Origin of the sequence: Prevotella scopos JCM 17725 (assembly GCF_018127785.1) — a bacterium.
GTDB classification, from domain to species: Bacteria; Bacteroidota; Bacteroidia; order Bacteroidales; family Bacteroidaceae; genus Prevotella; species Prevotella scopos.
The window spans coordinates 438,865-460,288 of record NZ_CP072390.1; the positions used below are offsets into that span (position 1 = coordinate 438,865).

21 protein-coding genes, 1 tRNA gene and 1 pseudogene are annotated in these 21,424 nt (G+C 40.3%); 14 read left to right on the top strand and 9 right to left on the bottom strand.

Annotated elements, in window-relative coordinates; genetic code table 11:
* Positions 1-171: 171 nt before the first annotated feature.
* Entirely contained in the window at positions 172-1,689 is a 1,518-nt protein-coding gene (locus J4856_RS07180; protein WP_025837578.1) for a bifunctional ADP-dependent NAD(P)H-hydrate dehydratase/NAD(P)H-hydrate epimerase, read from the bottom strand.
* 81 nt (positions 1,690-1,770) lie between these two features.
* On the opposite strand from J4856_RS07180, the gene hpt reads away from it, so the two are divergent.
* From hpt to J4856_RS07210, 6 genes and pseudogenes are all read left to right on the top strand, one after another.
* Complete coding sequence (gene hpt, locus J4856_RS07185; protein ID WP_025837580.1) at positions 1,771-2,310, top strand: hypoxanthine phosphoribosyltransferase; 540 nt, start codon at positions 1,771-1,773, stop codon at positions 2,308-2,310.
* Positions 2,310-2,882: an adenylate kinase gene (locus J4856_RS07190; protein ID WP_025837582.1), complete on the top strand. Its 573-nt coding sequence runs from the start codon at positions 2,310-2,312 to the stop codon at positions 2,880-2,882. The genes hpt and J4856_RS07190 overlap by 1 nt, the downstream gene beginning before the upstream one ends.
* A 48-nt stretch (positions 2,883-2,930) precedes the next feature.
* A pseudogene (locus J4856_RS07195) lies at positions 2,931-3,305 on the top strand (four helix bundle protein).
* Positions 3,306-3,361: 56 nt separating this feature from the next.
* On the top strand, positions 3,362-4,531 hold the full coding sequence (gene obgE / locus J4856_RS07200; protein ID WP_025837584.1) for a GTPase ObgE: 1,170 nt from the start codon (positions 3,362-3,364) through the stop codon (positions 4,529-4,531).
* Entirely contained in the window at positions 4,524-5,303 is a 780-nt protein-coding gene (gene pgeF, locus J4856_RS07205) for a peptidoglycan editing factor PgeF (RefSeq protein WP_065367846.1), read from the top strand. Before obgE ends, pgeF begins: the two co-directional genes overlap by 8 nt.
* Positions 5,304-5,567: 264 nt before the next feature.
* Complete coding sequence (locus J4856_RS07210) at positions 5,568-6,635, top strand: hypothetical protein (protein ID WP_234967237.1); 1,068 nt, start codon at positions 5,568-5,570, stop codon at positions 6,633-6,635.
* Positions 6,636-6,745: 110 nt separating this feature from the next.
* Here J4856_RS07210 and J4856_RS07215 read toward each other — a convergent pair whose 3' ends face one another.
* A complete protein-coding gene (locus J4856_RS07215; RefSeq protein ID WP_065367847.1) occupies positions 6,746-6,931 on the bottom strand; it encodes a hypothetical protein in 186 nt (61 codons plus the stop codon).
* Between the two features lie 11 nt (positions 6,932-6,942).
* Complete coding sequence (locus J4856_RS07220) at positions 6,943-8,133, bottom strand: phosphoribosylaminoimidazolecarboxamide formyltransferase (protein WP_394365378.1); 1,191 nt, start codon at positions 8,131-8,133, stop codon at positions 6,943-6,945.
* A 220-nt stretch (positions 8,134-8,353) separates the two neighbouring features.
* On the opposite strand from J4856_RS07220, the gene J4856_RS07225 reads away from it, so the two are divergent.
* Together J4856_RS07225 and J4856_RS07230 are read left to right on the top strand one after the other, a co-directional pair.
* A complete protein-coding gene (locus J4856_RS07225) occupies positions 8,354-8,728 on the top strand; it encodes a RidA family protein (RefSeq protein WP_025837588.1) in 375 nt (124 codons plus the stop codon).
* A 426-nt stretch (positions 8,729-9,154) separates the two neighbouring features.
* The gene (locus J4856_RS07230; protein ID WP_025837589.1) at positions 9,155-9,439 is read left to right on the top strand and encodes a hypothetical protein; all 285 of its coding nucleotides are present in this window, start codon (positions 9,155-9,157) and stop codon (positions 9,437-9,439) included.
* A gap of 226 nt (positions 9,440-9,665) precedes the next feature.
* Here J4856_RS07230 and rplS read toward each other — a convergent pair whose 3' ends face one another.
* On the bottom strand, positions 9,666-10,025 hold the full coding sequence (gene rplS / locus J4856_RS07235; protein WP_025837591.1) for a 50S ribosomal protein L19: 360 nt from the start codon (positions 10,023-10,025) through the stop codon (positions 9,666-9,668).
* A 376-nt stretch (positions 10,026-10,401) separates the two neighbouring features.
* Entirely contained in the window at positions 10,402-12,537 is a 2,136-nt protein-coding gene (locus J4856_RS07240; protein ID WP_065367849.1) for a TonB-dependent receptor, read from the bottom strand.
* 316 nt (positions 12,538-12,853) lie between these two features.
* Here J4856_RS07240 and J4856_RS07245 point away from each other — a divergent pair, with 316 nt between their 5' ends.
* The 4 genes from J4856_RS07245 (at position 12,854) to J4856_RS07260 (ending at position 16,119) form a co-directional block, all read left to right on the top strand.
* Complete coding sequence (locus tag J4856_RS07245) at positions 12,854-13,618, top strand: 5'-nucleotidase C-terminal domain-containing protein (protein WP_013263849.1); 765 nt, start codon at positions 12,854-12,856, stop codon at positions 13,616-13,618.
* Positions 13,619-13,638: 20 nt separating this feature from the next.
* Positions 13,639-14,478 (top strand): bifunctional metallophosphatase/5'-nucleotidase, encoded by an 840-nt coding sequence (locus tag J4856_RS07250; RefSeq protein ID WP_025837593.1) that lies wholly within the window; start codon positions 13,639-13,641, stop codon positions 14,476-14,478.
* A gap of 382 nt (positions 14,479-14,860) precedes the next feature.
* Complete coding sequence (locus J4856_RS07255) at positions 14,861-15,259, top strand: transposase (RefSeq protein WP_065368028.1); 399 nt, start codon at positions 14,861-14,863, stop codon at positions 15,257-15,259.
* A 38-nt stretch (positions 15,260-15,297) separates the two neighbouring features.
* Positions 15,298-16,119: an IS3 family transposase gene (locus J4856_RS07260; protein ID WP_262503085.1), complete on the top strand. Its 822-nt coding sequence runs from the start codon at positions 15,298-15,300 to the stop codon at positions 16,117-16,119.
* A gap of 599 nt (positions 16,120-16,718) precedes the next feature.
* Here J4856_RS07260 and J4856_RS07265 read toward each other — a convergent pair.
* From J4856_RS07265 to porT, 3 genes are all read right to left on the bottom strand, one after another.
* Positions 16,719-17,051, bottom strand: coding sequence for a hypothetical protein (locus J4856_RS07265; RefSeq protein WP_025837919.1), 333 nt, complete (start codon positions 17,049-17,051; stop codon positions 16,719-16,721).
* 171 nt (positions 17,052-17,222) lie between these two features.
* Positions 17,223-18,386, bottom strand: a complete 1,164-nt coding sequence (locus J4856_RS07270) for an ATP-binding protein (RefSeq protein ID WP_065367850.1) — start codon at positions 18,384-18,386, stop codon at positions 17,223-17,225.
* Positions 18,387-18,585: 199 nt separating this feature from the next.
* Positions 18,586-19,332, bottom strand: coding sequence for a type IX secretion/gliding motility protein PorT/SprT (gene porT, locus J4856_RS07275; RefSeq protein ID WP_065367851.1), 747 nt, complete (start codon positions 19,330-19,332; stop codon positions 18,586-18,588).
* A gap of 353 nt (positions 19,333-19,685) precedes the next feature.
* Here porT and J4856_RS07280 point away from each other — a divergent pair, with 353 nt between their 5' ends.
* On the top strand, positions 19,686-19,853 hold the full coding sequence (locus tag J4856_RS07280; protein ID WP_025837921.1) for a 4Fe-4S binding protein: 168 nt from the start codon (positions 19,686-19,688) through the stop codon (positions 19,851-19,853).
* Positions 19,854-20,509: 656 nt separating this feature from the next.
* Here the strand turns inward: J4856_RS07280 and J4856_RS07285 are convergent.
* Positions 20,510-20,583: transfer RNA gene (locus tag J4856_RS07285), tRNA-Met, on the bottom strand.
* A gap of 438 nt (positions 20,584-21,021) precedes the next feature.
* On the opposite strand from J4856_RS07285, the gene J4856_RS07290 reads away from it, so the two are divergent.
* Entirely contained in the window at positions 21,022-21,414 is a 393-nt protein-coding gene (locus J4856_RS07290) for an START-like domain-containing protein (protein ID WP_025837923.1), read from the top strand.
* Positions 21,415-21,424 lie beyond the last annotated feature (10 nt).

The window sequence follows — 21,424 nt, forward strand, 5'->3', positions numbered from 1 at the left end:
AAACAATAGCGGCAGTTTCCTTTTGGGAGCTGCCGCTTTTTGTTTTTACGAGGCAGTGCTTCGTAGGGCTTCGTAGGGTAGAGCAGGAAATGTCGCAGCCCCGCATGGGTTGAACCATACGGGGCTGCGGTGTGCTTTGGTTGAGTTGCTGTTTATGCTTTTGGTAGGCGATTAATCGTCCAGAAGCTTGAAAGCCTTAGGCAGATAATTGATAATATCTCCTGCAATAAGGCTTTCCTTACCTAATTCTTTCGCTGCTAAGTCGCCAGCAAGACCATGGAGGTACATTCCCACCATACAAGCGTTCTGCTGATGATAGCCACGAGCTAGGAGTGCTGTGATGATACCCGTGAGTACATCACCACTACCAGCTGTTGCCATACCACTATTACCTGTTGAATTAAAGATAACGTTGCCATTAGGTAAGCAGAGTGCGCTGTTATGTCCCTTAAGGATGATATAAGCCTGTAAGGACTTTGCCAACTCACGTGTACGATGGAGACGCTCATAGTCCGCATTAGCAGGAGAGCCTGTAAGACGGTCGAGTTCCTTTGCATGAGGCGTCATAATGATTCCCTTTGGCAGTTGCTGCATCCATGCACGATGGCTTGCAAGAATGTTCAAGGCATCAGCGTCCGCAACGATAGGACATTGTGCACGTCTTATCTGCGTTATCATTGCTGTAGCAGTAGGCTCCTGTCTGCCTAATCCTGGACCAATAGCAAGTGCATCGAAATCATCTGTATCAACGGCTTCAGTGAAAGCAGTCTCCTCATGGTCCATCTGCAAGATTGCCTCTGGTACAGAAATCTGCATGATATCATAATTCTTCTTTGGCGTATGTACTATAGCCTTGCCCACACCGCTACGCAAACAGGCACGTGTGGCCAGTATAGCAGCACCTGACATGCCATAACTACCAGCAATGATAAGGGCATTACCCATATTACCTTTGTGTGAGAAGTCATCGCGATGAAGAAGACGTGATCGAATGTCGTTCTCTTCTAAGATGTAATATTGTGCATCCGTCTTTCTGATGAATTCCTGGCTTAAGCGAATGTCGAGCACTTTCAATCTACCAATGAATTGCTGTGCATCAGCGAAGAGAAAGGATAGTTTCCGCTCGTGTAGCGTTAGGGTGAGAGTAGCGTGAATGATATTTGCACGTACATTATACGTGTTGTCCTCTGTCATCAGACCAGATGGAACGTCAATACTCACAATCTTTGCAGGACTTTGATTGATATATTTCACCAAAGAGGCAAAACCACCAGCCAATGGCTTGTTGAGTCCAGAGCCAAATAAACCATCTATCACCAATGTGTCTGCGGTCAATTCAGGTGGATCAAACTTTGCTGTGATTTCTGTAAAGTCTTTTGCATGTTTGCCTTCGAGCAGACGTTGACGATTTGTTATGCAGTCTTCTGACAGGTGATTGGTAATATTAAAGAGAAATGTACTTACCTTATAGCCTTCGTTGATTAGCAAGCGTGCCACAGCAAGGGCATCGCCACCATTGTTGCCAGGTCCTGCAAAGACAACAATCGGCGTGTGTATAGACCATTCCTCCATGATAGCACGGGTAATGGCTTTTGCTGCACGCTCCATCAAATCAATCGACTTGATTGGTTCGTGTTCTATAGTGTATCTGTCCAGTTCGTGAATCTGGGCACTTGTAAATATCTTCATAACGATGGCAAATTTACAAAATAAATGCGGATAGTTTGGTATTATTTTCGTAATTTTGCGCTAAATTATAATTAAACAAGCATGAGCCGAGTAACAATTAAGGATAAAACGTTTGAGACTTCTATTCCTGAAGCCGAGATTCTGAAGAGAGTAAAGAAGGTAGCTGATCGTATAAACAAGGATTTTGAAGGTAAGACTCCACTCTTTCTTGCGGTGCTGAATGGTTCGTTCATGTATGCCTCTGACTTGATGAAGCATATCACAATCCCATGTGAGATTTCATTTGTAAAGTTGGCTTCTTATCAGGGTGTTACCTCTACGGGTACGATTAAGGAGATTATCGGTTTGAACGAAGATATCCGTGGTAGAGAGGTGATTATTGTTGAGGATATTGTTGATACAGGTGCAACTATGAAGCGTATGCTCGAGACATTAGGTACACGTGAGCCTGCAGGCTTGCATATCAGCACCTTATTGTTAAAACCTGGTAAGCTTACTGTTCCTTTGAATATTGAGTATGCAGCAATGGAGATACCAAATGACTTCATTGTTGGCTATGGACTTGACTATGACCAGCAGGGTCGTAACTTAAGAGATATTTATACTTTAGTACAAGAATAATGAAGAATATTGTAATTTTCGGTGCGCCAGGTGCTGGTAAAGGTACTCAGAGCGACAAGATGATTGAGAAGTATGGTTTCGGTCATATTTCAACAGGTGACGTACTTCGTAATGAAATCAAGAATGGTACGGAACTTGGTAAGACTGCAAAAGGATACATTGACAATGGTCAGCTTATCCCAGATGAGTTGATGATTGATATTCTTGCAAGCGTTTATGATAGCTTTGGCAAGGATCACAAGGGTGTAATCTTCGATGGTTTCCCACGTACAATCCCACAGGCTGAGGCTTTGAAAAATATGTTGGCAGAACGTGGTCACAGCATTGCAGCGATGGTAGAACTCTTTGTTCCTGAGGATGAATTGATGAAGCGTCTGCTTCTCCGTGGACAGCAGAGCGGTCGTTCTGATGACAACGAGGAAACTATCAAGAAACGTCTCAATGTTTACAACAACCAGACCTCTCCATTGATTGACTGGTATGAGGGTGAGAATATTCATCACCACGTAGAGGGGCTTGGTACTATAGACGAAATCTTCGCACGTATAGAGTCTGTTATTGAAGCTCTGTAGACCTTTGACCTTTGAGGTTTGAACTTTGAACTTTATGATTTGTACCGTATGTTGGAGAGAAAAATCGTAGAGAATGATATCTATATCTTATCAAAAAGTTTTGCACTAAGGGTTGTACGGTTATATAAATACCTGACAGATGAGTATAAGGAGTATGTCCTATCAAAGTAACTTCTTCGTTCTGGAACGAGTATTGGGGCTAATGTTCATGAAGGTAAGAACGGACAAAGTCGTGCAGACTTCTGTAGTAAGATGAATATCGCTTTGAAAGAAGCAACAGAGTCAAACTATTGGATTGATTTATTAAGGGAAGCAGAATTTATTAATGAGTCAGAGTATAAATCCTTGTCAGATGATTGTCGAAAGATTGAAGCGGTCTTGACGAAGATAGTTAAATCAACTCGTTCTACCCTTAATCAATAATACTTCTTACTCAATACAAATCATAAAGTTCAAAGTTCAAAATTCAAAATTCAAAGATGGAAAGTAACTTCGTAGATTACGTAAAGATATACTGCCGCTCTGGTAAGGGTGGTAGAGGTTCTATGCACCTTCGTCATGTGAAGTATAACCCCAATGGTGGACCAGATGGTGGCGATGGTGGTAAGGGTGGAAGCGTTTACTTACGTGGTAACCACAATTATTGGACGCTGTTGCACTTGAAGTTTCAGCGTCATATCTATGCTGAGCATGGAGGTAATGGTGGGCGTGATAAGTGTCATGGAACGGATGGTAAGGATGTTTATATCGATGTTCCTTGTGGAACTGTAGCCTATGACGCCGAAACAGGTAAGTACGTTTGCGATGTTATGCACGACGGGCAAACAGTGATGCTACTGAAAGGTGGACGTGGTGGACTGGGAAACTTCCAGTTCCGTACAGCTACGAATCAGGCTCCTCGTTATGCACAGCCGGGTGAACCAATGCAAGAGATGACTGTCATCCTTGAATTGAAACTGCTGGCTGACGTCGGTCTTGTGGGCTTCCCAAATGCTGGAAAGTCAACATTGTTGTCAACGCTTTCAAGTGCGAAGCCAAAGATTGCAAACTATCCTTTTACGACGATGGAACCATCGTTAGGAATTGTCAGCTATCGTGACAACCAAAGTTTCGTTATGGCTGATATTCCTGGTATTATCGAAGGAGCCAGTGAAGGTAAGGGACTCGGCTTGCGTTTCCTGCGTCATATAGAACGAAACTCTCTTCTGCTTTTTATGGTACCAGGAGATGCCGACGATATCAAGCGCGAATACGAGGTGTTACTAAATGAGTTGCAGCAGTTTAATCCAGAGATGCTCGACAAACATCGTGTCTTAGCGGTAACTAAGAGCGACCTTCTTGATGATGAACTCATTGAGATGCTACGTGAAACGTTGCCAACAGATCTTCCTGTTGTCTTCATATCAGCTGTTACAGGACAGGGAATTGATGACTTAAAGGATATTCTTTGGAAAGAACTTAATGCCGAAAGCAATAAGTTGCAGAGTATTCTTTCAGAAGATACACTTGTTCATCGTGACAAGGATATGTCGCATTTTGCTGCCGAGTTAGCCGCTGAGGATGCAGATATTGATGATGTTGAAGAGGTGGGTATAGACGAATTGGATGAGGTAGAAGACCTCGAAGATTTTGAATACACGAATGATTAAGCCTGTTCTACATTACTTTAATCTTGCCGACGAGGTAGTTAGCTTTAGCACTACCCGTCATGGCGGTGTTAGCAAAGGAAAGCTTGCTACGCTCAACATCAACCCTCATAGGGGTGATGAACCATCTGCTGTAGCCGAGAATTTACACGCTGTGGCTACTGAGATTGGTGTTGAGGCTGATAAGATTATCCGTTTGCATCAGATACATGAAACGCATTGTCTGACCGTGACGGATGATTTTCTCCGTCTTTCAGCAGTAGAGCAGTACGAGATGGAAGAAGGAAAAGATGCTGTCATTACCAATTGTCGTAACGTCTGCATCGGTGTTCATACGGCTGATTGTGTTCCTATTCTTTTTTATGACTCAGTTCATCATGCCATTGGTGCAGCCCATGCTGGTTGGCGTGGTACGGTGCAGCGTATCGCACAGCACACACTTCGCAAGATGACAGAACTATATGGTACTGACCCAAAAGAACTCAAGGCGGTTGTTGGTCCATGTATTTCGCTGAAGAACTTTGAGGTAGGTCAGGAGGTTTATGATGCTTTTTCGGCTGCAGGCTTCCCTATGGAACGCATTGCACGTATGTGTGAGAAATGGCATATCGACCTTCCGCTCTGCAATCAACTCCAATTAGAAGAACTCGGTGTTCCGTCTGCTAATATCTTTCAGTCCGCTATTTGCACCTACGACAACGCTTCCGACTTCTTCTCAGCACGTATTCTTAAAGAAGGATTTGGCACTATCTATACAGGTATTGCTCTGAAATAAATCTCTATTTTATGCTCTTTACGGAATTATTTTCACGTAAATAAATATTTCTTGTCGTGAAAATAAATATTTCTTTTCATGAATATAATTCTTTTTTTTCATGAATATAATTCGAAAAGACGTTCTTTGCAATACTTTTATACCTTCTATTTGGAAGGTAATTAGATGAAGAAAAGAGATTGAAAAGCATGTTTTTATCAATAATTTAGTACCTTTGTTGTCTTCGGAAGCGTTTATTCTGTGCAAAGATATTTATTGTGTAGTATGAAGAAAATCCTGTTTTTCCTTTCAATATGTATGCTGTTGGTTGCTTGTACAGACAAGCGACAGGAGCAGATAGCGAAGGTTCTCTTTCTGTTGAATAGAACTGGAACATACAATGAAATGCAAAATACTAACGGTAGACAGTATTATCTGAATGTGGATAGTCTGTTGGATTGTATTGATACGACTTATATTAAAACATGCAAAAGACCAAGAGCCTTTCCTGTGGTGCAGTCTTTATTAGATTCATTATGTACTACGAAAGAACTTTGCGAACTCACTAATAGGAGTTATTCTGTGGGTGTTCGACTTGCAGCTACAGATGCTTTGATACGTCGAAAGTATGCACATTTAGAGGAAATATTACGCTCGAATTATACTGATACGACGAAGATTTATGTGCGTTCAGATGATGTAATAGAAGAGGAGTATGCTGGTAGTGTGTTCTTACGTAATGTTCAGTCATGCAGAGAAAAGACGGTTATTAGTAAGGAAGATTCATTGCGTAATGACTCTTTAGCACTCTATACACCTGGATTATCCAAATATCAATATACAAAGAAACTTTTATTGCGACTTTCACCGAAAAAAAACTATTACCCAAGGATAAAGGAGATAGTTCTTAAAGAACGAACCTATCAAGCACTGAAAGCTTTAGCTTCCTATCGTAGAGAGGAGGATAAAGCTATCTTATTAGATGCTTTATCAAACTATGATAATGAGTATGAAGATGTTGATAGTGAAGATGATGAAACCAATAATGCCTTGCTGGCAGTTACGGTTTGGCCTTGTCAAGATTTCATACCTTTACTAATGCACATCCGAGACTATGAAATAAAGAAGCATGATTGTAGCATGCTGCCTCGTAGGAAATACTTATTTGAGGCTATAATGGCATATAATAATCAGTGGTCATACAACTTCATTGACGCAACACTTGCCTTATCTTCAAAAAAGAAAGACCATGAGTCTGCATCTGATATAACGATGGCAACAAGCTTTCATTCGGCTATGTTGTCTCATTATAATCCTCGTTTTTATAGTTTGGTTAGGGAAGTATCCTGGTGAAAACTTTGGTGATGGATATGAGTAAATAGCTGCATCATCAATAACAAATGCCCTCATTTGTCCGTCTCTATCAAAGAGAACTGGAGAAATGAGGGCATTCGTTGTTTTCTTTACTTGTGTCGGTTGGCACGTTGCTGACGATATTTCGCCTTCTGCTTTGCACTGCCAGAGCCGTGTGCACCAGTAATATACTTCTTTTTCTTGGCTTTGGTTTTTACCTTGCCATCATCGTTTTTGGGCTTCGAGGCACTTCTGAAGACCATTCCGGTTTCAATAATATCGTCTATTTCAGTCATATACAATCTTTTTAATGATGGAATAAGCGGACGCCAGTAAATGCCATTGCGATATTGTATTTGTCGCAAGTATCAATAACATGGTCGTCACGAATGCTGCCACCAGCCTGTGCTATATATTCTACACCACTCTTATGCGCACGCTCAATGTTGTCGCCAAATGGGAAGAAAGCATCAGAACCGAGTGCAACACCTATGTTCTTAGCTATCCACTCCTTACGTTCTTCACGAGTTAGAGGCTCTGGACATTCTGTGAAGAACTGCTGCCATACGCCATCCTGCAGTACATCCTCATACTCATCAGATATATAGATGTTAATGGTGTTGTCTCTGTCGGCACGACGGATATCCTTTTTGAATGGGAGGCTCATCACCTTTGGACACTGGCGCAACCACCATTCGTCAGCCTTACTACCAGCTAAGCGAGTGCAGTGGATGCGGCTCTGTTGTCCTGCTCCGATACCAATAGCTTGTCCATCCTTAGCATAGCAGACAGAGTTGCTCTGAGTATATTTCAATGTAATCAATGAAATAATCAAATCACGCTTTGCATCCTCGGTGAATGTCTTGTTCTTTGTAGGTACATTCTCAAAGAGTGCTGGGTCATCCAACTTCACTTCGTTGCGGCCTTGTTCAAAGGTAATGCCGAAAACTTGCTTCTTTTCGATAGGAGCAGGCACATAGTTAGGGTCAATCTTAATGACGTTGTAAGCACCTTTACGCTTGTCCTTCAGTATCTCCAAAGCCTCTGGGGTATAGTCAGGTGCAATCACACCATCGCTGACCTCACGTTTGATGAGTAAGGCTGTTTCCTTGTCGCAGGTATCACTAAGAGCACAGAAGTCGCCATAAGAACACATGCGGTCGGCTCCACGCGCACGAGCGTATGCACTTGCAAGCGGTGTAAGCTCGAAGTCAACATCATCGACAAAGTAAATCTTCTTAAGAGTATCACTCAAAGGAAGACCAACTGCAGCACCAGCAGGGCTGACATGCTTGAACGATGCTGCAGCAGGCAGACCAGTAGCGGCCTTCAACTCCTTAACGAGTTGCCAGCTGTTGAGTGCATCAAGAAAGTTAATGTAGCCGGGACGGCCACTGAGAACTGTGATTGGGAGTTCGCCTTCCTCCATATAGATACGTGAAGGCTTCTGGTTCGGATTACATCCGTACTTAAGAGCTAATTCTTTCATATAACTTATGTGGTATATGTAAATTGGTAGTGCAAAGATAAGGAAAAATAATGGAATACGTCGATACGCTTGTTGTTTTTAAGTAAATTAGCTATAGAGGTTTGTTTCTTTTGAAGAAAAGCATTACTTTTACACTCGAATAGAAAACAATCTATGGAGTGAGAGAACTATCTTCTTGTTAGACAAACATAATATAGCCTCCTTTTACTCCTATAAAATTCTTAAATATATGCAAGCATTACACACAGACAAGGCACCTGCAGCTGTAGGTCCTTACAGTCAGGCTATCGAAGCCAATGGTTTCATCTTCGCATCTGGTCAGCTCCCTATTGACCCTGCTACTAACGCTTTCGCTGAAGGTGGAGTGAAAGAGCAGACGCGTCAGTCGCTCACAAACGCACGCAACGTATTGGCTGCAGCAGGCGTTGATCTTTCTCATGTTGTAAAGACAACCGTTTTCCTTTCTGATATGGAGAACTTCGCAGCAATGAATGAAGTCTATGCAGAGTTTTTCAAGGAGCCTTATCCAGCTCGTTCAGCTTTTGCTGTTAAGGCTTTGCCAAAGGGTGCACTTGTAGAGATTGAGTGCATTGCAGTGAAGTAAATGCTGAGATGAAGTTGGGACAACAAGCTCAAGTTATCCTTTCCTTGTCTGATTCAGACTAATTTAGAATCCCTTTATCATGGTAAGTGTAATGTTCTTATCATCATAAAGGGATTCTTCTTTATTTTAAATAAACGGATTGTAATCTTCTTCTGTAGTGTTAATGATTTTTACGTGGTTTTTTTAGAATCCCATGTGATTACGCTTCTTCCTATTCAGTTTCTTTTTCTCAATTATAAACTTGTCTTTATATTCTGGTGACAGTAGAAGATATTCAAAAGGATTGACTTCTTTCTTTCACTATGATACCTATTGGAAGAAACTTTAATTAACAATCGAAAAGGTAAGAAAAGTCGGTGGATATTACATAATTACACAATCTTTCGTTACTTTTGCACTACGTTAGTATATGTTGAAAATTGTGGTATGAAGAAGAAGCTTAGAACCATTATCGAGGAGCTTGGTCAAAAGGCGCATATCCGCAAAGAACTGGCTTCAGATCTAGAGAGATTGTCAGGCAGATTGGCTCTTTATCACATCCACTTGGAATCGTCTTCTTTGAAGAAGTTGATAGGTTATTTCAAGGGGAAGGAGAAACCTTCTAAAAAGACTTTGGATAGACTGGCTCTTTTTGCTGGTTTTCAAAACTGGAAGGATTTGAGTGCTGCTTTGCATGGTGAGAACGACGCAGGGTTGAATTATGATGATTAATCGCTCAGTGCGTGTAAGGAGTAAGGGGTAGTCTTGAAAGGGAATCCCTGGATAGATTATCAGAGAAAAATTATAGGGATATACGTTATGTTTATCAGTAGGTAACATAAGCCATAAGATAAATAAAGTGTATGTCCCTATATTGTTTATATGGCTCATTGACCAGCAAACAAAAAAGCCCGAAACTGATAGTCTCGGACTTTTATTTTCTTGGATTTCCAAGGGCTTACTTTGCAGTAACGTTTCTCTTTTCCTTGATACGTGCAGCCTTACCTGTAAGATCACGGAGGTAGTAGAGTTTTGCACGACGAACCTTACCACGCTTGTTCACCTCGATAGAATCGATGTTTGGTGACTCGATTGGGAAGATACGCTCAACACCGATGGTGCCTGACATCTTACGAACTGTGAAACGCTTCTTCTCACCATGACCAGAAATCTTGATAACTACGCCACGGTAGAGCTGAATACGCTGTTTGTTACCCTCGACGATTTTGTAAGCGACAGTGATTGTGTCACCAGCCTTGAACTCTGGGAACTGTTTGCCGGTTGCAAATGCTTCTTCAGCAACTTTAATTAAATCCATTGTTTTTATTAATTAAATATTGTTTGTCGTTCCAACGTAACATAATCCATGACTCTTCCACAATCAGCGGTTACGCCGAAAAGCGGTGCAAAGTTACTGCTTTTTTCTGAACCAACAAAGTAATTGTCTGCTTTTATTTCTCCTTTGCAGACAAGATGTTAGTAATCTCTTTCTTTGCTTTTGCCATTTGTTTCTGGAAAGCTTCAGATGTATGAACGGCGGTTTAGCCTGCACTCATCACAAAACTTTGGGTGTTGTCACTATAAAAGCCTTTGTATATTTCAGAGCATATACAAAGGCTTTATCGTAAAAGTTGTTTTAAATGTTTATTCTGATCTGATTTTATCTAACGAAGTCGTTTGTCGTATAGCTTGTATCAATATTTAAAGATAGCCGTGAGGGTTACTTTTCTACCATCACCATGTGCATACTCTGCATTACGCGCCATTAGCATAGATGAAGGTGTGTAATATGTGTAATTGAAAAGATTAGATACTGCCAAACTGAGATCACATACTTTCAACTTTACACCAGCTGTCAGATTGACTAGGTTGATTCTGTTGATAGGTCCTTCTCCCTCTTGGTATATTCCTGCAGCATTTGGTGAAAAGCGATCGCGCTTTCCTGTGTGCAGATATTGCAATTGGATATATGTGTTTCTGATTGGAGTGTAGTTGACATACATTGAAAGTTTTGAGGCTGGGATAGATATATTTGACATGTAAGTATCCCATTCTCCAGAAGCCGACTTAATCTTTCCTTCTAACCAAGAGAAATTTGCTCCAGCTTTTAAGTTGTTTGTTAGTCTTGCATCTGCACTGAACTCAACTCCATAAACCTTCTGCGGAGTACGATTAACAACCCAGAAGCCATTTTCTATTTTGAGGTCGCTACCTAATTTAGAGTAGGTGTAGAAGAACGACCCATTGAGTTGTAGCCAATTGCCTATGTTAGAGTAGGCTCCAATCTCGTAGTTGTTTGTTTTTACAGGTTCTGTTGATATCTTAGAGAGTACATCGGCCTTAGCAGCACGTAGTGTACGACCTAAATCAAAGATAGAAAAACCTTGAGAATAGGCTACGAAGGGTTGAAAAGCAGGATATTTGTTATAAGAAATACCCACATTAAAAGACATATTATTATACTTTAGCTTTCCACCCTTGACCTGAACCTGTGGGTCAGAAAGCTTATTGCGCAATACATCATAGTCTGGTACGTTCACATTAATGAAGTCGTAACGTCCTCCAAGTTTGACGTTAAGGTGCTGCCAAAGCGTAGTCTTCATTTGAACAAAGGGTGCATGGTTGTTACTTGTCAGCCATGGCATCCAATATCTACCATCTACCAATGGTTGTGACGTCTTATTATAAAGGTAGTCATAACCATAAGCTAAACGTGCAAACGCATTCTCTGAGAAAATAAGTCGGGTATTAAACTGGGTGCGGAAACCAAACTTGTGGTCTTTAACAGCCGACTGTCCGCTTGTTTCTTCCCATCTTGGTTGTGCTGGGTTAGCCTTACGGAAGTCGAAAATAGTATATATTCCCGAGCCATAAACAGATGCTTCTAAGTCGGTATGTTTGAATATATCCTTTGAAGTAAATTTGAGGTAAGCATTGTGGTTGTATCTTGTTCCCTCGTCAACTGCCTGTGGATCCTTGTTTCCAATTATACCAATTGAAGGACTTTGGAGGTACTTTCCGCCGAAAGGAATCAATTTCGTATCTTGCAAACTACGATAGAAATTATACATCAATTCGATTCTGTTCTTTGGAGATAGGGAATAACCGAGATTAACAAGTACGTTTGTTGTATAGGTATCACCGAGTCCGTAGCGCGGAGAGATAAACTTTCCATCACCATCAATAGCACTACCTGTACGTCCGAAAGCACCATTTACGAGATAATCAAACTGTCCCACACGACCATAAACTTGCTGGTTGATGCGATAACCTTGCCCTTTTCCGTGACGGAAGAAGTTATAAGTTGAACCCGAGAGAGTCGTCTCTCCAGCAATAGCCTTGTTGGTGGTGTTCTTCTTAGTTATGATGTTTATCAATCCTCCAATAGCACCATTACCATAGAGGGCGGTAGAACCTTTTACCACTTCTATATGGTCGATAGCAGCGATGTCAATGGTTCGGATATCACGATCTGTTGAACGCAAAGGAGTTGATTGAGGTATTCCATCAATCAAGATAAGTGCACTTCTTCCACGAAGTGATTGTGCGCGCGAGCTTGTAGTATTACTTGATAGAGCCATACCAGGCGTAAGCATACCCAAGAGGTGGGTGATATCGGGAGCCGATTTGCTCATTTCTGCTATTTGCTTTTGGTCAATAATCGTAACTGTAGCAGCCGCATTCTGCTTTATTTCAGGCATACGTGTGGTACTGATTGTTACTTCTTCGAGATGTAATGTGGAGTCTTTAATCTCTTCTGATTGTGCATTACAAGGTGTTGTTGCCATTGCAAGCATTGCGAGAGATAGATAAATTGTTTCTTTCTTCATATAATACAATCCTATGAGTGTTAATTAACATCTGCAAAAGTATTAATATTCTTTATGATATGCAATACCTAAAATGAGGTATATGTAGTTCTATGCACTTTGTTTTTGAACGTGTTTTTCACTCTGGCAGTATATCTTTAATAATGTGACAAGCATTTGATTCGTTTTTTTTTCTTACTTTTGCATTATCTTTTTGAACGTTGTCGGCTTGTGATGTAACCTATACATAACAGGATGAGCGACGTTCGAAGTTAATCAAAGTAGGGCTATTTCCTACTCTGATAAATATTTATGAGAACTATAAAAGTCATTATATATGTATAAAAAAACGGTTTATCTGTCTGGATTAACAGCATTATTAGCGTTGACGGGCTGTGCTTCTCATTATGAGTTAGCAGGCATTCAGCGTACACGTGTGCTGGTTGATAATCGATATGATGCTACTCCTGATGCAGGGGCTGCAAAGTTTATGGAACCATTTAAGCACAAGGTTGACTCGGTGATGGGACCTGTTGTGGGAGAGGTTGACCACGATATGGTGGCACACCGCCCAGAGAGCGATCTCTCTAATCTGTTGGCAGACATCATGGTGTGGGCTGCACGCGATTATAATGAGAAGGTTGACTTTGGTGTTTATAATATGGGTGGTATCCGTGCAGCCCTTTCTAAGGGTAAGATTACCTTTGGTGACGTGTTGGATATCGCACCTTTCGAGAATAAAATTTGCTTCGTAACACTTTCTGGTGAGAAACTTTTAGAGCTGTTCTCACAGATGGCTCATACTGGTGGTGAGGCTGTTAGCCATGGCGTAGAACTTGTTTTCACACGCGACCATAAGCTTAAATCTGCTCGTTTGCATGGTAAGGAGATTGATCCAAAGGCAAGTTATCGTATTGCTACGCTCGATTACTTAGCACAGGGTAATGATAAGATGGAGGCGTTTAAGTCGGCAACAAGTGTTGTTTCACCACAAGAAAGCAGTAACAATACACGTTTTATAATTATGAACTATTTCAAGGAGCAGACAGCTCAAGGTAAGGTGGTTAATGCTCACACAGAAGGACGTATCCGTGTGGAATAAATATTTAAGGAGTTAGGAAAATGAAAAGAAATATATTATTGATAATGTTCTGTTTCATGGCTGTTGTAGGTTTTGGACAGGACAAGAAACTGACAATTCTCCATACAAACGATACGCATAGTCAGATTTATCCGCTCAGTCCTAATCTTGCTGATACGATGAAGGCTGATCGTGGTGGTTTTGTGCGTCGTATTGCAATGCTTAAAGAGGAGCGTGCAAAGAACCCTGACTTGCTACTCTTTGATAGTGGTGACTTCTCGCAAGGCTCGCCTTATTACACAATGTTTAAGGGTGATGTTGAAGTGGGACTGATGAATCAGATGCACTATGATGCTGCTACGATTGGTAATCATGAATTTGACTTTGGTTTGGATAATATGGTGCGCCTCTTTAAGAAGGCAAACTTCCCAATCGTTTGTGCAAACTATGATTTTAAAGGAACTGAATTAGCAAAGTTGGTTAAGCCATACATTATTTTGAAGCGTAACGGACTGAAGATTGGTGTCTTTGGTCTTGCTCCAAAATTGGATGGTTTGGTAGTGAAAGCTAACTATGGTCCAATTGTTTATAACGACCCTGTCGCTTGTGCACAGAAGGTTATCAACGAATTAAAGGCAAAGAAGTGCGACCTTATTATCTGTATTTCTCACCTTGGTTGGAACATAGAAGGGGTCAGTGATGAGGAGGTTATCGCAGGAACTCGTGGTCTTGACCTTGTATTAGGCGGTCACTCACATACCTATCTTACAAAGTTAGAGTACGTGAAAGACCTTGACGGCAAGATGGTTGGCGAAGATCAGAATGGTAAGCATGCTATTTACGTAGGTAAGTTGGTGCTTGATATGAAGAAGAAAAAGTAGGTCTTTCGTTCGATAGACTTATATAGAATAAAGTGGGCTGTATCAGTATGATTGCCAATAGCAATCTTATTGATGCAGCCCACAGTCTTTTATACTTCCTAAAACGTTGTTGAAAGTTAATCATTAAGCGAATACATAGCTAAAACTGTCCACTGTCTATTCTATTATCATCTTTCGACACAGAAAACCCCTTCTTTTAATATGTTGAAAATTACGCAAATAAGGAATTGAAAAATCATTATATAAATTCAAATAAAACTTCCATAAATAAGGGAGAAAATACGTATTAAGAACAAGTTTGCAACCAACAGAAAATCAATCAGTTATAAAATTTGTCTTATAGCAGATTTACTTCACATCATTTTAACATTTAAAATTCAAAATGGGAAGTAAACATTCTAAACACAGAACATTCAGTGAGGACTTTATTCTCACTTTACTTCGTGAGTATTACTCATCAGAAGTGTCAATTAATTTCATCTGTCGTAAGTACGGCATTAATAGTGCCAGCTTTTATCAATGGCAAAAAAAGTATGATTTAGATGAAAAAAAGCTATCTTTGTCGCATGATATTATTACTAAAGTAAAAGCTATGCGTAGTAAGAAAGCTATGGAGAAAGCCCCTCTAACTCGTGAGGAAGAGCTTGAAGAACAAGTATCGAATTTGAAGAAAGCTTTGGAGTATTCTGAACTTCGCAATCAAGGTTTGATGAAAGTCATAGAGATAAGCAGTAAGGAATATGGTGAGGATTTGCTAAAAAAAGCTGGCGCCAAGCAGTAGACAGCCTTCGAGTCAGCAACCCTTGTTTATCAATTGGGCTGCTGAGTGGACTGTTTGGCAAGACTCGTGAAGGCTATTACTCTGTGAGTAAAGAGAAGAGGGAGCATCGTAAACTTACTGAGAAAATTGTCGTACGTGCAGTAATGGATGTTCGTGCAGATGCTCCTCGAATAGGTGCACAGAAACTTTTGCACATGCTTATGGATATCTATCCTGGCTTAATGCTTGGGCGCGACAGGTTCTACCAGCTAATGCACAAGCATCACCTTATGCTGAAGCCATCCAGATGTCGCCACACCACGAACTCCAATCACAACTATTTCAAGTATAAGAACACGGCAAAAGGAATGGTTCTTACACGTCCTGCACAACTCTGGGTAGCAGACATCACATATATAGATACTGAGGATGGTGTGGTCTATCTTCACCTCATAACCGATGCATTCACTCATGAGATAATCGGATGGAAGCTTTCTGACAGTCTGCAGGCTGTCAATACGCTTGCTGCCCTAGACATGGCAATAGAACATTCACAGGGTATGAATCTCTCGCTGATGACGCACCACTCTGATCGTGGGGTTCAATACTGCAGCAACGCCTACGTGGCAAGGCTGGAGAGTATACACTCGGGCATAAGCATGACTGAAGACTACAACCCTACAGATAATGCAATCGCCGAAAGAGTGAACGGAATAATAAAGCAAGAGTGGCTCTACCACATGAAACGACCGAAGAACCTCGATGATGCACGATGCACTATTGCTGGTATCATAGACTTCTACAACAATAAGAGACCCCATATGAGCAACGGCATGCTTACGCCAAGACAAATGAGAGAAAAGCACTGCAATGTAGCATAAGGGTTTCTGTGCGTTTCATGGTATTAAATTTTGTAAGTTGAAGGAAAAATACTAACTTTGAACATGTGCTACACACGTTCAGACTTCATTGTCAAGATTTATGACTATGTAAAGCGAATCAGTAAAGTTTCCATGGGGGTGTAAAGCTGTTCAGGAAGCAAGTAAAAAATGTGTAAACCAATTTAGTAACAATAACCAGAAAAGTGTGAAGTAAATTTAGGCATAGTCAATTGTAGAAGAAAAGGTGCTTAATTGGACTTCAAAAGGGCGTTAGTAAGACTTCAAAAGGGCACCTTTTGCAAGTCAATTAGGCGTCTTTTAGAAGCCAAAAGAGCATATATTAGATTTGATTTGCGTGAAAATAGTTTACAAATAGTGTTTAATAAGGGAACAAGTTGTTTGTTGAAGCAGCTATCGTATCTATTTGTTTTTTGTTTTATGCATGGTATTAATTTGATGTAATCAATCTCGTTTATTTACAAGAACCAATCCCAATAGTAGCAGTTACGATTATTCAGCTACTATTGGACATTGATTACGATGTAAAAAGCTATAGCCTGATAGCGTTCTCGTATTATGAAAGGTGTTTGTGTGCACCTTTATCTTATGTAAATCTCACCAGGCTTCCTGTCGCCCTTTGCTTTCTTCATATTTTCCTGATACTTTTGAATGATAGGCTTCAGATATTTTTTTGATTTTGTTGTAATCAGCATCACGCCGCCAGTACGTGGATAAAATAGCTTGTTGAAGTCACCGTTTTTGATAACATTCACACTAATGATGTCTTTTTGGTCAAGGTTATCGATGTTCTGTACCTCAACTCCATCTACAAGAAACACTGGTATGTTCAGACTATCTTGCTTTTCTTTAGTCTGTGCGCTGATGTTTATACTTGCAACGAGTGCACAAAGAAGGATAATAAACTTTCTCATAACTACTTTTGTTTACGATTAGAAATGCACCAAAGATACTGTTTTCTTTATATTGTGAAACTAAGCCCCCGTTTTTTTAACATCTTTTATTATCTACCTGTTTGGCATAGAGAAAAGAAGAGGAGAGCCTCTGTAACAGAGAAATAGTACCTTGTCTTGAATAATAAAGACTCAGAGAATGGAAGAAATATGGCGATAGTTGATAAGGTTGATGTTGCCACTCGTGTTCTCAAAGTCGCCAGAGTAGACTATAGTCTTCTTACTTATGGGGGTCTTTATCCATCCTTCAATCTGCGTGAGTGCCTTCTCGAAAGATGAACTATAAGTCATAGAAGACTTCACTTCAATGGCTGTTAGTTCCCCTTCCTGCTTGATTAAGAGGTCAACTTCATTCTGATTAGAGTCGCGATAGAAGAATACTCCACCCTCTAATCCCATGTTATAGCGATGCTTGATAGCCTCCATAACAATCATATTCTCAAAGATAGCACCACGCATCTTATCCCTGTCTAACTGTTGAGGACTCTCGATGTCGAGTAGATAACAGGCCAGTCCTGGGTCGTTGAAATAGAGTTTAGGGCTCTTCACCAGTCTTTTTGGAATGTTCTCATAGTAGGGTGGGAGGAGCGTTATGAGGTAAGAAGCCTGTAAGACAGAAAGCCAGTGGCTGATAGTCTTGGAACTTACGCCTACCTCTGCACCTAATTCAGAAGCGTTGAAGAGTGAGCCTATTCGTGCTGCACACAGTTTCAAGAACTTTGTGAAGCGTATTTGGTCTTTTATCTGTAGGAGATCTCTTACGTCTTTCTCCAAGTATGTCCTAACATAAGAGGGGTAAAAGAACTTAGCAATATTCTTCTTTGCACAGATAGAAGGGTAGAGCCCGTTGTAAAGGATTTGATTTAGATTGTCTAAATCAACCTTTCCTGTAACCTCCTGTATGGACATTGGCAACAGTTCGAACACCCCTGCACGACCAGCAAGAGATTCTGATAAGTTCTTCATTACCTCGAAATTCGAACTTCCTGACAATGCGAAATGTCTCTTGGAATTGTTATCTACAATGCCTTGTATGTAGTCTAATAGTTGAGGACACCTTTGTATCTCGTCAATAAACATTCCTTCATCTGTCTGATTAAGGAAGGCTATGGGATCATTCTTTGCGTAATCAAGAATGTTGAGATCCTTTAGACTGTATTTCTCGTAGAGTGGGAATAATTGAGTTAACAATGTACTCTTGCCTGATTGACGTGGTCCAGAGACAGCTATCACGGAGAAGTATTTTGATGCCTCAAGTATCGTTTCCTCTATTTTGCGATGTATATAATCGGTCATAAGTTTATGTAAATTTGAAGTTCAACTCCAAAATTACATAAAAAAAAGCATGTGTACAAGCGAAAAGTGTGTTTTAATAAAAAAACTATGCAATTTTGGAGTTCAACTTCAAAATTGCATAGATTCTGTTTGCTTTTGATAAGTCTTTCTTCGTTATAAATCTTTTATGCCATGTCTATTTGCTTGACAAATAAAGGATTTACTCGAAGTAGAAAGTGAGCGCTATCATCTTTGCGCGAGTTTCGTTGACAGAGTTGGTGTACATGAGCATATTCTTGTCTTGGAGATTCTTTGCATGACTCTTATCAAGACTGTTCATAAGACTGTACATGAACTTTAACTCTGGGCGTAGTTTAAAGTAAGGGAGGTAGAAGTCACATCCAAGTCCTACTTCTACGAAGACATCGCCCCGTTTGAGTTTGATATAATCATTGTTCTTACCTGAGAGATTGAGCATAGGATTTAGTCCTAACATCACGTAAGGGCGATGATTATTAAAGCGTGGAGCAGCTGCAATGAGGTCGAAAGCACAAGAGACGTATGCTGTTTTGAGGTCTTGCACCTGCTCCGTAGGCTCTCCTTGCGCATTAAGGTCTGTGATATTTCGAAAGGTCAGATGTCGTGTACCAAAGTACATGGCAGGAGCCATACGCAACTGAAAGGTAGAATTGAGTCGTAACTCACCCAATACTCCCACTGTAAATCCAGCGTCCCAGCGGTCTTGATCCGCCGAAACGACTTTCTGTACCAAACCATTACCATCGTCGAGATCGACCATCTGCGGTCCAATATTATTGAGTTCAAGGTCTTGTAGATGTGTACCAACGAGCACACCGAAATGGAAATCACGCAGATCCGTATAAGGGCGATTCTGCACTTTTCGTTCCTGTGCATGGCTTGTCAGCACGGAAGCCAATAGGGTGAGGGCTAATAATGTTCTTTTCATAATTAATCTTCAAACGTATAAGTTCTTGTTTTATTGTCTATATAAATGAAGTTATCATCCGCCTTTTCTGGCTACTCATCCTTTTTAGGTAGGCGTTGAGAATAATTTTATTATTAAATGAGACCTTAATGGTCGCCATGTTGAGAAGTATATGTTTAGTTAGGTGTCTTTGTTTCAGTATTTTGTACGTTTTGTTTTTCGTTCATTTCTATTTTTATGCTGTCTAAATATTTGTAATTTCTACTATTATGTTTAGGTATTTAAGAATTTATTTCTACCTTTGCATCATCAAATCTAGGTATTGAGGCCTATTTGTAATACAAGAACATTATTAACATTATAATTTTTATATTATGGCTTACGTAATTGGTAATGATTGTATCGCTTGTGGTACATGTATCGATGAGTGCCCAGTAGAGGCTATCTCTGAGGGTGAAATCTACAATATTGATGCAGATGCTTGCACTGAGTGTGGTACTTGTGCATCTGTTTGTCCAAGTGAGGCTATCTCCCTCCCATAAGGTTTAATAACCTGTTACTGATTAAAATCACAAGGCGAGTCGTAAGGCTCGCTTTTTTTATTCTATAACGATTCCTATGGATGGTTTGAATTCCCAAATGTCCTCTGCATTTATGAACAAAAGTTATGTATTTTAACTGCTTGTCTGTTGTGAATGATTATCATCATTCGCTGTTATACAGATTTCTTGTAGTTTGGTGCGGGTGCTTAGCACAAATGGTGCGGGTGCTTAATCTCTCTTTATATACGCATAATCCCGCAAAAGTTTACTAGACACCCAGTTCCGTATTTGGCCTAACAAGGTGTTGGGAGTTTATAGTTGACTAAATTCGGGACTTCCATCCATTAAACGATGCATAGGCTATGTTGGAAAAAGGTACGGACAATTCTTTAATTGATATATTTTCTTCCATTTGTACCATGGAAAAAGAAGGGTCTTGAAGTATTTGGTATGACGAGTGTTAGGTGATGAGCGATTGGTGTTAGGTGAGTAAAATCGATGATTACATAATGACACTTACTACATACATAAATTTCAATATTGAGAGAACTAATGGGCTCATTGCTCTAATTGAGAAATCCTGATATGACAGATTGCCCGTAACTTCATATATAAACAAAAAAGGTTGGTAATCATTATGATTATCAACCTTTCTGTAGCGGGACGGGGCTACGATCCCCGGACCTCCGGATTATGAATCCGACGCTCTAACCAACTGAGCTATCCCGCCGTCCATTTGACTTTCGTTCTTGAAAGCGGGTGCAAAGGTATGAAGAAAATGTCATACATGCAAATATTACGTCAATTTTTTAATGGATATCCGAGAAAAAGTTTTATATTTGCATTTGAAAAGAGGGGGAGTATGGTTGTATAACAAGTTGTAGCTTTGTATAAAATCAGTATTACGTAGGTCAAATAATATCTGTAGATTTAGCTTAGCGCAACAGATTAAGAGAATAAAACAGGAACTTTACTCCTATAAAGGTTGTCTTTCAGTCTTATCGGGTAGAGATATGACATGATGTACGTGATGAAATGGAAGTGGCTATTTTGCTGCTTATAGCAACTAACTTGTATGACGAACGACTTTTAGTTTTGATGTCACAATAAGTTTGCTGGCACAAAAAGGTGAGTTAAGAATAGAATAATATTAAACGTAATATTTGAAATGAGTAATAAGATAGAACTAGAATACGAATTGAAAACGCGGTCGGGCAGTGCTGTGTGGGCATTGATAAGTACACCAATTGGTTTAAAGAAGTGGTTGGCAGATGATGTAACGATAGAGGAAGATTCGGCAACTTTTATTTGGGGAGATCCGCTTCGCGAACATGATACCCATACTGCAACGATTGTTGATATGGTGAAAAACAATTACATACGTTTTCATTGGGATTCTTCAGAGAGTGATTCTTTTTGGGAGATAAAGATGTTTCATAGTGAGATAGCTGGCAACTATCATCTCTTAGTTACTGATTTTGTAGAGGACGATGATGTAGAAGGATTGGAACAGTTTTGGAATAAGAAGATCGACCGCCTACATCGTATCACGGGTATGTAGTGTGGTCTAA